Origin of the sequence: Bacteroides sp. HF-162 (assembly GCF_015679285.1) — a bacterium.
Lineage (GTDB): Bacteria > Bacteroidota > Bacteroidia > Bacteroidales > Bacteroidaceae > Bacteroides > Bacteroides uniformis.
Genome location: NZ_CP064937.1, coordinates 508092 through 520384, shown reverse-complemented (window position 1 = coordinate 520384; position 12293 = coordinate 508092). Strand labels below are relative to the sequence as shown.

Annotated in this window: 8 protein-coding genes and 1 tRNA gene; 3 read left to right on the top strand and 6 right to left on the bottom strand. The window is 47.4% G+C overall.

All coding sequences use genetic code 11. The features are described from left to right. Positions 1–66: 66 nt before the first annotated feature. From ITJ87_RS02100 to ITJ87_RS02080, 5 genes are all read right to left on the bottom strand, one after another. Positions 67–148: transfer RNA gene (locus ITJ87_RS02100), tRNA-Leu, on the bottom strand. Positions 149–224: 76 nt separating this feature from the next. Then, positions 225–1241 carry a S41 family peptidase gene (locus ITJ87_RS02095; RefSeq protein WP_117600232.1) on the bottom strand — a complete coding sequence of 339 codons (1017 nt, stop codon included), beginning with the start codon at positions 1239–1241 and terminating at the stop codon, positions 225–227. 44 nt (positions 1242–1285) lie between these two features. Next, positions 1286–2140: a DUF3316 domain-containing protein gene (locus ITJ87_RS02090; protein ID WP_117965652.1), complete on the bottom strand. Its 855-nt coding sequence runs from the start codon at positions 2138–2140 to the stop codon at positions 1286–1288. Positions 2141–2205: 65 nt separating this feature from the next. Continuing rightward, positions 2206–4887 (bottom strand): DNA gyrase/topoisomerase IV subunit A, encoded by a 2682-nt coding sequence (locus ITJ87_RS02085; RefSeq protein WP_117965649.1) that lies wholly within the window; start codon positions 4885–4887, stop codon positions 2206–2208. 142 nt (positions 4888–5029) lie between these two features. Continuing rightward, positions 5030–6130: a glycoside hydrolase family 43 protein gene (locus ITJ87_RS02080; RefSeq protein ID WP_117965646.1), complete on the bottom strand. Its 1101-nt coding sequence runs from the start codon at positions 6128–6130 to the stop codon at positions 5030–5032. Positions 6131–6268: 138 nt separating this feature from the next. Here ITJ87_RS02080 and ITJ87_RS02075 point away from each other — a divergent pair, with 138 nt between their 5' ends. The 3 genes from ITJ87_RS02075 to ITJ87_RS02065 all read left to right on the top strand — a co-directional run bounded on the left by ITJ87_RS02075 (position 6269) and on the right by ITJ87_RS02065 (position 10282). Further along, on the top strand, positions 6269–7795 hold the full coding sequence (locus ITJ87_RS02075) for a hypothetical protein (RefSeq protein WP_117965644.1): 1527 nt from the start codon (positions 6269–6271) through the stop codon (positions 7793–7795). A 244-nt stretch (positions 7796–8039) separates the two neighbouring features. Next, positions 8040–9581, top strand: coding sequence for a glycine--tRNA ligase (locus ITJ87_RS02070; RefSeq protein ID WP_117600237.1), 1542 nt, complete (start codon positions 8040–8042; stop codon positions 9579–9581). A gap of 68 nt (positions 9582–9649) precedes the next feature. Beyond that, positions 9650–10282 (top strand): FKBP-type peptidyl-prolyl cis-trans isomerase, encoded by a 633-nt coding sequence (locus tag ITJ87_RS02065; protein ID WP_117600238.1) that lies wholly within the window; start codon positions 9650–9652, stop codon positions 10280–10282. 70 nt (positions 10283–10352) lie between these two features. Here the strand turns inward: ITJ87_RS02065 and ITJ87_RS02060 are convergent, their stop codons facing one another. After that, positions 10353–12209, bottom strand: coding sequence for a serine hydrolase (locus ITJ87_RS02060; RefSeq protein ID WP_117965638.1), 1857 nt, complete (start codon positions 12207–12209; stop codon positions 10353–10355). Between the last annotated feature and the right edge of the window lie 84 nt (positions 12210–12293).

The window sequence follows — 12293 nt, the reverse complement described above, 5'->3', positions numbered from 1 at the left end:
GGATGCTTCTTAATGAATATCCTCCCCTCTTAGTTGTTTGTCTTTTGAAAATTATTATAGGGATTGTGCGGATGATAGGACTCGAACCTACACGCCTCACGGCACCAGATCCTAAGTCTGGCGCGGCTGCCAATTACGCCACATCCGCGGAATAATTCCGATTAGCGGTGGCAAAGATAGAAAGAATTTTCGTTTTGGCAAATTGTTTTTTAGATAAAGTCGTTTTAGGAAGTCACTTTCAGCATTTTTCTTGCTTCCTCAATGATGGTATCCAGGTCATTGTTCTCATCTTCTTTGCTCATATCCACCTTTTTGTCTGGGTCGATGCCGAACTCGATATGCTGTTTTTGGGCATCGAGGTGCGGGCTGGCAGAAAAGCGTACTCCCCATCCGTTGGGCAGTTCCGAAGAGAATGGCAGGCCCGACCCTCCGCCGGTTTTATCACCAACCAAGGTGACATTGGGAAAACAGCGCATGGAATTGACAAAATCATTGGTTGCACTATAGGAATGACGATTTGTCAGGACAATTACCTTTTTTTGCCAGCGGATACTGTTGGAAGGTTCTACATAAATGGGAGTCGGATCTGAAAAATCGCTATGGCCTTTGCCAGTTTTGTGCTGAATATATCCCGTCAGTACTTTTTTATTCGTGAAACGTTGTACCATTCGGGTGGCGTTTGTCAAGTTGCCGCCACCGTTGTTGCGCACGTCGATAATCAGGCCATTGCAAGCGGAAAGGTATAACAGAATCTCATCCAGGTTGCCGTTTCCGATGCCGCTGGAGAAATCACCGTAATAGATATATCCTATGTTGTCCTCCAAGATGGTATATTTGGCGCCTCCGGCAATGCGGTAGTCTCTTCCCAGGTACTTTTCAATGATACTTTCGTTGAAGTTACGGGGATAATCCAGATACCAGTCCCAGTAGCGTGCCATGTTGGAAGAAGAGTACAAGTTGACATGTCCGTCTTTCAACTCGGCAAGCATGTTACCTAATATTTCAAATAGACCGTCGTAGCTCATTCCCGGGGTGATGAGCGGTTGGTACTTGTCATGAATGGCATTCCAATCTATTTGCTTGTAGTCCAGGAAACAGTACTGTTCGTCTATTATTTTCCACAAGGCTTCGAAATTGCCTTGTGGGGTATTGTTAACCTCTTCCTCACGAATACATCCGTTCAATAGGGGCAGTAACATGAGTAGGGCACTCCAAATTATTAAGATATATATTCTTTTCATGCACATTATCCTTATCGTCTTATCATTTATCACCTTGTCACTTTTTACTTTCTCTTGTTAGGAAACAGATAGAGTTCCTTTACGAACCCCACCATGAATACGTGCGAGTAAGTATGTGTCTTTATTTCGTTTACTTTGGACTGTTGTGCGTCCCATATGTAAGCAAAACGCATTCGGGCACGTCCCACCGGAAAGTCGGCGGTTAGCATTTGTCTCAGAGAGGGCTGGTTGTGCAGGGAGGTGAAGTTCACTACTCCGTCCCAATGTCCCAACGTAAATATCTCGTAGTAGGACTGTCCATAGTTGGGCATGAACATGATACCTGCCAAAGGAAGATTCACCTGATAGCGTAGTGTGATGGGACGGTTCTTGATGCGTAAGTCCCAAATAGCCATTCCCGATGCGGCAAGGTTGATATAGGCACGTGCTTGGGCGGGGTTGTTTCCGTTGCGCAGATTATAGACAAAGCCACCGTTGAAGTCGCCGACTCCTCCGGCAAGCAGTTTGAAATTGCCCGTGATTGGAAAATTATAATGCAGGCCGTAGTTCCAGTTGGCCAGTCCGGAGAATGTATTGTTATTGTCTACTTTATTGTGTGTGTATCCCAAGTCTGCCTGGAAGAAAGTTTGCAGAGATACGTTGCCGCCCATCAACCGTGTCATCCGCATGCTTTCGCGGGAGATACGGAAATCGATTCCCTTGTACTCCTGAGGTGAAAGATAAGTGTCGAACACGTTGGTGAAGCCGATACCATACATGGTGGCACGAGTGATGATACGGTTGCGGTTGGTGGAGTCAGCCCGTAGCTCCCGGTCGATGCTGCATTGTGCTTCTTGTGCTTTCAGTCCGGCACTTCCCAAGAGCAGTCCGCATAGGATTATTATCTTGTATACGTACATATTAAATTCTCAATTACAAATTAGTAATCGTCAGCCAATCCCTAATCCTTCATTCTCATTCTTCATCAAAACAGCTTCATCTGTCCTGTCAGCTCGTCCAGTATGTCCCCTTCACTTTTACCGTGGTCGGGGTCCAGAATTTCCGGTTCTTCATCCGTTTCCTGCTCTTCGGTTTCCTGCGAGGGTTCCGGTTGACGGGTAGGCTCCAGTTCGTTGATGGTTTCTATAGTATAGGTGGTTAGGCGCTTGCCTTTTGCTTTGAAGCCTTTCACGGCGATGAATTCGTCTGCTTCCACCACCATCGGCTCTCGGAAATTGTCGTGACCGCCAAACACCACTTCTAAACGTGGGTAGCACTCGTCTGTCAGCAGAATGAGGCTGCTGTTCTTGTTTTCTCCTAAATAGTTTTGCTTGCGGGCGGTTACTTCGAAGCAGAAACGCTTGATGTAAGGATAGTTCTGCTGGTCGGCATCGTAGAGTACGGCGGTCCATACTTTGTTCGGATCGTATTTCTCCAATACGCGTATGCCGTCGTCATAGTGATTGTTCAGGTCGAAGTTGGTGGCATAGAACTCTCCGCTGTTCTGTACGACAAGGATGGTGTCTTCGCTCTGGAATTCTCCGAGATATTCTCCGCGACCGTCGTAGTTGAGGCGCAGCACGTCACGGTCGAACCAGACTTTCCGTCCGCCCAGGGTGGAGCCTCCGCGCTGTTTCAAGGCTATCTTGTGTACGGGGAGTTTCGTGAGTATATTTCCCATGGCCTGCCGTCCCTTGATATTGATATTGCTGAAATCCTCCTCGAAGATGATGCGGCGTACGCGGGGATTGGGTTTCAGGGTTACCTTGATGATTTCGGCTTCGCCGTTGGGGTTGGCGGTGAAGTAGGTGATACGGGAGTCGGGGGTGCCCTGCGTCACATCGTATTCGCGGTCACGCACCACGGAAGTGACGGCAAAACGCTTGATATAGCTTGTCCCCTCCTTACCGTCACGGTAGCAGACATTGTAGATGGTACGTTTGTCGTTCTTCTTGAAAATGTTGGCATAAAGTATATTCTTGCCTACGAACTTCTTGTCGGCCACTGGGGTAATGATATATTTTCCATCGCGGAAGAAGATAATCACGTCATCTATGGGCGAGCAGTTGCCTATGAATTCGTCTTTCTTCAATCCAGTTCCGATGAACCCCTCTTCGCGGTTGATGTACAGCTTTTCGTTGGCTTCGATGACTTTGGTTGCCTCGATGGTGTCGAAGTTACGCAGTTCCGTGTGGCGGGGGAAGCCTTTGCCGTACTTGTCTTTCAGCATACGGAACCAGTCGACGGTATATTCCACGATGTTTGCCAGATGGCGGTCTATCTCCTCTATGTCCTTCTTCATGCGTGCTATCAGTTCCTCTGCCTTGTCGGAGTTGAACTTGAGGATACGTGCCATCTTTATCTCCATCAGCCGGAGGATGTCTTCCTTGGTCACTTCGCGGATGAAAGTCGGGTAGTAGGGAGTCAGGCGCTCATCGATATGTTCGCAGGCGGCATCCATGTTTTTGGCTTGTTCAAACTCCTTATCCTTGTAAATACGTTCTTCAATGAATATCTTTTCGAGTGAAGCGAAATGCAGGCTTTCCAGTATCTCTCCCTTACGGATTTCCAGTTCCTGGCGTAGCAGTGCCAATGTGTTGTCGACTGATTTGCGCAATACATCACTCACGGTGAGGAAGTGGGGCTTTTGGTCGTCGATGACACAGCAGTTGGGAGAGATGCTCACTTCACAGTCGGTGAAGGCATAGAGGGCATCGATGGTCTTGTCGGATGATACACCCGGGGCTAGATGCACTAATATTTCCACACTGCCGGATGTCAGGTCCTCTACCTTACGTATCTTGATTTTTCCTTTTTCGCTGGCCTTTACGATGGAGTCGCATACACTGGCCACCGTTTTTCCGTAAGGAATTTCCTTAATGGCAAGTGTCTTGTTGTCTATCTTTTCTATTTTGGAGCGCACGCGTATCGCACCGCCACGTTCACCGTCGTTGTATTTGGATACATCGATACTGCCTCCCGTCTGGAAGTCGGGGTACAGCTTGAATTCTTCGTTGTGCAGATAGCTGATGGAAGCGTCGCACAGTTCATTGAAGTTGTGTGGCAATATCTTGGACGACAAGCCTACGGCAATACCTTCCACACCTTGTGCAAGCAGCAGTGGGAATTTTACCGGTAGTGTAACCGGTTCTTTGTTTCGCCCGTCATAAGAGAGTTTCCATTCGGTGGTCTTGGGGTTGAATACCACGTCCAGTGCGAACTTGGAGAGACGTGCTTCGATATAACGGGGGGCAGCGGCGCTGTCACCCGTCAGAATGTTACCCCAGTTTCCCTGGCAATCCACGAGCAAGTCCTTTTGTCCCAGTTGTACCAGAGCATCGCCGATAGAAGCATCACCGTGCGGATGGAACTGCATGGTATGTCCTACGATGTTCGCCACCTTGTTGTAGCGCCCGTCTTCCATGCGGCGCATGGAGTGGAGGATACGCCGCTGTACGGGTTTCAGACCATCCATGATATGGGGTACGGCACGTTCCAATATAACGTATGAGGCGTAGTCCAGAAACCAATTCTGGTACATGCCGCTCAATTGGTGTTTTATATTGGCATCCTTTGCGTCCGCAGGTTTGTAATCCGAGTGTTCTTCGCTCCCGGCCGGGAGTTCCTTGTCCAAATCATCTTTCGGTGCTTCAAAATCTTCGCTCATATTTGTTCGGGAATTGTCTATTCTATGATATTACTGATTTTTCAGTTGCAGGCAAAAATACTAATTTAATTCTATTATAGGAAACCGGTACGATAGTTTTTTAACTGTATGCCTCAACGCGCCGGTGTTTGCTTGGCTACATTCAATGCTCAATTTGCTGTGAGCCGGTATTCGGTCCGTGGACCACCAGTTTTCCATCCGGTTGGATTTCTGCCGGGTCAATGAATACCATTCGTTCATCACCAGTGGTTTCGGTGCGTCCATGATAAACGCAATAGAGTCGGTTGTGAATATCAATGAGCATACAATGCCCGGTTCCGGTCACGATGCCGCCTTGCTCTGTGTTCGTTTGTAGCACCGGATTGTTGGCAGCTTTTGTGAATGGTCCTAAGGGGTTCTGGGAGGTAGCATAACCCACCGCGTAATTTTTTCCTCCGAAAAAGTTTGCAGAGTACAGCATATAATAGAGATTTTTGTGCTTCACGATATACGAGCCTTCTGTCCAGCGTCTGTTGACTTCATGTGAAGTCACCGAGCGGTTTTCCCATTCCGCTTGAGGGTCGTCCATTGTCTGGGGTGGGCAAAGCAGTGCTACCGGTTCTCCGATGATACCGGAGAAATCTGGTTTCAGTTCCACGCCGTAAATCCAACTTTCCTCAATCTCGTCAAACCAGCCCTTTTCTTTAGCCCATGCTGAAACTTCGCTTTCAACGGCATGTTTGTAGCAGCAGCGGGAGTAGTAGAGGTAGGTCTTTCCGGTAGCATCGTCAAAGAGTATGTTTGCGTCGATGATAGGATAGCCGGGGTCGAATACCGGTTGGTTGAACAGGTCTTTGAAAGGACCCGTAGGCTTATCGGCTACGGCTACACCGATACGGAAGTTCTCTTGCTCTTTAGTGGGATTTTCTTTCCAGTTGGCGCTGAACCATAGGTAGTATTTGCCGTTCCGTTCATACACTTCGGGTGCCCAGAAACAGTCGGTGGCCCATGAGTCGGAGGTGCCGCCTTGATAGATGGGACCCTCGTCTGTCCATGTCACCAGGTCATCGGAGGAGTATACTTTAAAACCGTTCGATACTCCGCCCGTTCCGTACATATAGTATTTGCCGTCGGAAGCTTTCAGTAGGAATGGGTCTCCGAAGGCCATGGGCAGGGGATTCTGATATGCTACTTTTTTGTTTCCGCATGATGGTGACAGCAAGGCCAGTAAAAACAGTGTCAATGTGAAAAAAATGTGTTTCATCTTGTTATAATTTTAATGGTGAAGTAATGAAAAGTGTTTGTATCCGCAAAGTAAACATAATATAGGGAAAGCAGCAAGGAAATTAGATAGAATGCAATCTTTTCATTATTTTTGTGCATCATTCCAAATAATTCTTTGATGGGACAGTCATTTTCGGATATATCGCTATACCACGAGTACCGGTCGGCGAGGGAGATAAAACATTTGGTGTCACAGAAAACCTGGGACGACCTCAATCTGGATGATTTTTTCGAATGGGCTGACCGTACTTCTTCTTGTGTGGGCCGACAGTACCTTTACGACGTGTTGCATTACAACCGTCTTTCGGAGATTTCGGAACAAGAGGAGGTGATTCGCAAGCTTTCTGCCGACAAGGAGTTGCGTGCAGGAATCCGGTCGGAGTTGCGGAAGCTGGATACGCCGGATGCTTATACCATTGCATCGTTGTTCTCCATTTCCCATCCCGTGTATTCCCGCCGCTTTTACCGTTTGCTGACTATCTTGCAATTCGTGCCTTTTGTTTTGTTGGGAATGGTTTACATTACGTCTTCGCTTTATGTTCTGGGGATTTTGTGCACATCGGTATTGGTGAACATGGTACTGCACTATCACAGCAAGGCTCGGATTCAGGGCTATTTCTTTTCCATTCCTCAGTTATGGCAGTTGCTCAGGCAAGCGGAGAAGTTGGCACAGATTCCGTTGTGTGCATCCGTGCATCGGGATATCCAAAAGACTTTGCAGGCATTGCATCCGTTGCGAAAGAAACTTTCCACTTTCCGTTTCAGTATCAGACTGGAGAGCGACATCGCCATTTTCGCTTATTTCTTCACCGAGATAGTGAATGTGTTTTTTCTGCGGGAAGTTATTCCGGTTTCCAAGGCTTTCTTTCTATTGCAGGGTAGACAGGAACAGATTGAAGAGGTTTTCCGCTATTTCGGACTGGTGGATGTGCTTTGCTCTGTTTCCGAGCTCCGGGATGGGCTGCCCTATTATGTTTTACCGGAAGCTTGCGGTGAGGGTGAAACATTTCATGCAGAGGGGCTTTATCATCCGCTTATAGAACGTTGTATCCCTAATGACATTACACTCTGTGGCAAATCTGTCCTTGTTACCGGTTCCAATATGTCCGGTAAGACAACTTTTATTCGTGCCATTGGACTTAACCTGTTTTCCGCACAAGTGCTCCATACTTGTTTTGCCCACAGTTTCCGTTTTCCTATGGATGCTGCATTATATTCTGCTATCCATCTGGAGGATAGTCTGATGGAAGGAAAAAGTTTCTTTCTGCAGGAGGTGCAAATTGTTCGAGAGATGCTGGAAGCCGGAAAGGAGTGTTGGCGGTTTTTCCTGCTGGACGAGTTGTTCAAGGGAACGAATACGGTGGAACGGATAGCTATAGCCAAAGCTGTGCTGTCTGCTTTGGCGTACAAGAACAGTATTGTGTTTGCTTCCACTCACGATGTCGAACTGGCTTCCTTACTTGAGGACGAATATGAATTGTTTCATTTTTGTGAGTGTGTTGCCGACAATACATTGTCTTTTGATTATAAGTTGAAGCCGGGACCGGTGACGGAACGTAATGCCATCCGGATTATTGAGATGTGCGGCTATCCGCAGGAAGTAGTCAGGGAAGCATATCGGCTGGTTGGAAAGGGTGAAATGTAATATTTAATGTCTTCTTGTAGGTGGAAGTAATGAGGGTAAGTATTTTGCTTGTATCTATTTTCAAGTGTAGAAACGCTCGTATCCTACCAATAGGGAATTGTAATTTTATGCTTCGGTGCGTCCGTTCAAAAGGTGGAATAAGATAAATTAATACCCTCTGTGTCCTACTTACGATATAAATCCCTATCTTTGTGGCGCTTTTTAGCTGAAAATAAGATTCAAATTAATTTAGATACAACAGAAAATGGCACAAGAAGACGTTTTTAAGAAACTCGTATCACACTGTAAGGAATATGGTTTTGTGTTCCCTTCCAGCGAGATTTATGATGGACTGGGAGCTGTGTATGACTATGGTCAGATGGGTGTGGAACTAAAAAATAACATCAAGCAATACTGGTGGCAGAGTATGGTACTGCTGCACGAAAATATTGTCGGTATCGACTCAGCAATCTTTATGCACCCCACCATCTGGAAAGCCAGCGGACACGTAGATGCTTTCAATGACCCTTTGATTGACAACCGCGATTCCAAGAAACGTTATCGTGCCGATGTGTTGATAGAGGACCAGCTTGCTAAGTACGATGACAAGATAAACAAAGAAGTGGCCAAAGCTGCCAAGCGTTTTGGTGAGGCTTTCGATGAGGCTCAGTTCCGCAGTACCAACGGGCGTGTGTTGGAACACCAGGCCAAGCGTGATGCCTTGCATGAACGCTTTTCCAAGGCTTTGAACGATAATAATCTGGACGAACTCCGTCAGATTATCCTTGACGAAGAAATCGTTTGCCCTATCAGTGGCACAAAGAACTGGACAGAGGTGCGTCAGTTCAATCTGATGTTCTCAACAGAAATGGGCTCTACCGCCGATGGTGCCATGAAGATATACCTTCGTCCGGAAACGGCACAAGGTATCTTCGTAAATTACCTGAATGTACAGAAAACCGGTCGCATGAAGATTCCTTTCGGTATCGCCCAGATTGGTAAGGCTTTCCGTAACGAAATCGTAGCCCGCCAGTTCATCTTCCGCATGCGCGAGTTCGAGCAGATGGAAATGCAGTTCTTCGTGAAGCCGGGTACGGAGCTTGACTGGTTCAAGACCTGGAAGGCTACTCGTCTGAAATGGCACAAGGCGCTGGGCTTTGGCGACGACCATTACCGTTTCCACGACCACGACAAACTGGCACACTACGCCAATGCTGCTACAGACATCGAGTTCCTGATGCCTTTCGGTTTTAAGGAAGTGGAAGGTATTCACAGCCGTACTAATTTTGACTTGTCCCAGCATGAGAAATTCTCCGGTAAGAACATCAAGTATTTCGACCCTGAAACCAACGAAAGCTATACTCCGTATGTCATCGAAACCTCGATAGGCGTAGACCGTATGTTCCTCAGCATCATGTCTGCTTCCTACTGTGAAGAGAAGCTGGAGAACGGTGAAACGCGCGTAGTATTGAAACTTCCCGCTGCTCTGGCTCCGGTGAAGCTGGCTGTGATGCCGTTGGTAAAGAAAGACGGACTGCCCGAAAAGGCACGCGAAATCATTGACAACTTGAAGTTCCACTTCCATTGCCAGTATGACGAGAAAGACTCCATCGGCAAGCGTTACCGCCGTCAGGATGCCATCGGTACTCCGTACTGTGTAACTGTGGACCACCAGACATTGGAGGACAATTGCGTGACCTTGCGTAACCGTGACACCATGAAGCAAGAACGTGTGGCTATCTCCGAACTGAACAATATCATTGCAGACCGTGTAAGCATTACATCACTGCTGAAAACGTTGCAATAAACCGGTTACGGAATAGACTGATGCGTGAACAAACTGAAATAGTAAATAGTAAAATAGTAAAATAGTAAATGAAAAAGTCCCTTTTGTTTTTGCCTTTCCTGCTGTTGCTGGTGGGTGCTTTTATTTCTTGTGAAGAAGTGGAGGAGGCTGGGAAGTATGATAACTGGAGAGAACGCAATGAGGCATTTGCTGACTCGATAAAAAGGCTGACTGGCGAGAACTATGTTGCCACAGCAGAGCAGGCTGATGCTATGGAACTCGGGAAACTGTATGCCATACAGACGACTGCCAGCACTACCGAAGGTGCCCAGTATGTATATTGCAAGAAGCTTGTGAAGAATGAAACAGGGGAACGTCCGTTATATATGGGATACCATTCTACTGTCAGTGCTTTTTATTACGGAACTTTAATTGTCGGTGATCAAATTGACGGAAATTTTGATGGGTATAGTGCTTTGGATACTAATATTCCATTGAATTCGTTGAAAGCACCGACAGCTTTTGATTCCCCAACCACTTTTGGTGTTGCAAATGTAATTCCCGGATGGACAGCAGCCTTGCAGTTAATGCGGGTAGGCGAGCGTTGGATGCTTTATATACCTTGGCAGAGCGCCTATGGATCCAGTGGTAATAGTGATGGAACAATCCCTGGATATACCGCATTGACGTTCGATTTGTTGCTGGAGCGCATCGTAGAATAACCGGTATAAATAATAAAAAAGTGGTGAAGATTTTTCTTCACCACTTTTTTATTATTTATAATAGAGGAGTCTATATTTTCTTCTTGATGGCCTTTACCCAAATCTTGTATCCATCCTCATTCAAATGCAACCCGTCGTTGGTTAGTTCGCTGCGCAGTACATTCGTTCCCTTCTCTGTAAACAAGGGGAAGAGGTTGATATAAGCGATGTTTTTTTCTTTGGCAAGTGCTTCCAAACGAAGGTTGACTTCGGGGATTATATCGGTTTTCCCAGTCAGGCTTTTGTACCGGCCGAAACTTTCATTGAAAGGAAGCAGGCTTTGCAAGTATAGTTTCGTATCGGGAGATTCTTTCTGAATACGTTCCACGGTTGTACGAATCATACTTACAATGCTGTCCGACGTCAAATTGTGGGAAATATCGTTGACTCCGATAAGTAGGAACAGCTTGGCGGGATGTCCGGGGAGTATCTGGTGCAGACGGTCGTAGATACCCATCACTTCGTCACCGATAATGCCACGGTTGCGTACGTTCTTCTTGCCGAGGCGTGCCGACCAGTCACCACCGCCTTCAGTCAGGCTGTTGCCAAGCATGACGATGTCTTTGCTTGTAATGGCAGGCTCATCCATAAACTGTAGGAAGCGTTTGTAGTAATGGTCTGTATAGATGTGCGGAACGGGACAGATGGAAGCGGCTACAGCGTTGGCAACCAATGAACGCAGACGAACCACGCTATGCCCGTCTTCCGGATGCACGGCATTGATAAGCAGTATGACAGAAGTGTCATTGTCTGGGTCAATAACGATGGAAGTACCCGTATATCCGGTATGGCTATAGGTGTTCGGGCCGAATAAGTCCCCGTTGTTAGAGGCGTATGCTGTAAAGCAGTCCCAGCCGAGAGTACGTCCCAGACTGGCTGTGGCGCGTGGCACGGTACGCATGTTTTTTACACCCAGCGGGCTCAGGATACGGCGGCCGTTCCATTCGCCTCCGTTCTGCAGGGCTGCGCAGAGCACGGCAATATCTTCGGCACAGGAGAATACTCCGGCGTTGCCGCTGATGCCTCCGTTCATGATACGGGCCAGCGGGTCGTGTACTTGTCCGCAGAGGACTTGCCCGTCAGGTTGTTTTTCGGTTGGCGCGATGGCATTGTGCCAGTTTCCTTCGGTGATACCTGCCCAGTTTGCATCTGTTGTATTTATCCATTTGCCATTCTTGTCACGTTGGCAGGGCAGATAGTCGGTATGCTCCATGCCGAGTACATCAAATATGTTTTCACAGGCAAAATCACGCAGACTTTGGCCGCTTATTGTCTCGATGATATGCTGCAGGGTGATGAAGTTGAGGCAACTGTATTGGAAATCTGTCTGTGGCTTGAAGTCACGTTTGCAAGTAGCGATGTATTCCATAAGACCATCCGGATTGGGGGAACCGTATTGCTTTTCAAGTTCGCCTACCGGTGCGTATGGGGGCAGTCCGGAAGTATGTGTCATCAGGTCGGCAATGCGGATTACCTTCTTCTCTTTGCCGTCTGCACTCTCCCAATTCTTAAAATTGGGTATGTAGAGGCTGACGGGGTCCAGCATGCGGAGCTTGCCGTGTTCTGCCAGTATCATTGTACATACGGCAGTCGACATGGATTTGCTGCATGATGCCATATCAAAGATGGTATTGGTAGTCATTGGCTCTACACTGGGGTAGATGCGCTTGTTACCATAGGCTTTCAAGTATGCCATTTTCCCATTGCGCACTACGGCAAGTACGGCGCCGGGAATATCCTTGTTGGCGATAGCCGTTTCAATCGCTTCATCGGCATACATCAGTTTGCGGGAGTCCATTCCCACCTGTTCAGGAGCTACACGCTGCAAAGGCTGCGCAGTGGCAACTTGCAGACAAAGAGAAAAAAGAAAAAAACAGATTGCTTTCATAATAAAAAGATTTGCCCCGCCCCCCCTATGAAAGGGGTTTTGACACATTCTTGAAAGGGGAAGGGGATAATTAATCGGGTTAAT

Excerpts from the sequence above, each read along its gene's own strand:
- ITJ87_RS02095 (WP_117600232.1), bottom strand. The coding sequence starts at position 1,241 with ATGAAAAGAATATATATCTTAATAATTTGGAGTGCCCTACTCATGTTA.
- ITJ87_RS02090 (WP_117965652.1), bottom strand. The coding sequence starts at position 2,140 with ATGTACGTATACAAGATAATAATCCTATGCGGACTGCTCTTGGGAAGT.
- ITJ87_RS02085 (WP_117965649.1), bottom strand. The coding sequence starts at position 4,887 with ATGAGCGAAGATTTTGAAGCACCGAAAGATGATTTGGACAAGGAACTC.
- ITJ87_RS02080 (WP_117965646.1), bottom strand. The coding sequence starts at position 6,130 with ATGAAACACATTTTTTTCACATTGACACTGTTTTTACTGGCCTTGCTG.
- ITJ87_RS02075 (WP_117965644.1), top strand. The coding sequence starts at position 6,269 with ATGGGACAGTCATTTTCGGATATATCGCTATACCACGAGTACCGGTCG.
- ITJ87_RS02070 (WP_117600237.1), top strand. The coding sequence starts at position 8,040 with ATGGCACAAGAAGACGTTTTTAAGAAACTCGTATCACACTGTAAGGAA.
- ITJ87_RS02065 (WP_117600238.1), top strand. The coding sequence starts at position 9,650 with ATGAAAAAGTCCCTTTTGTTTTTGCCTTTCCTGCTGTTGCTGGTGGGT.
- ITJ87_RS02060 (WP_117965638.1), bottom strand. The coding sequence starts at position 12,209 with ATGAAAGCAATCTGTTTTTTTCTTTTTTCTCTTTGTCTGCAAGTTGCC.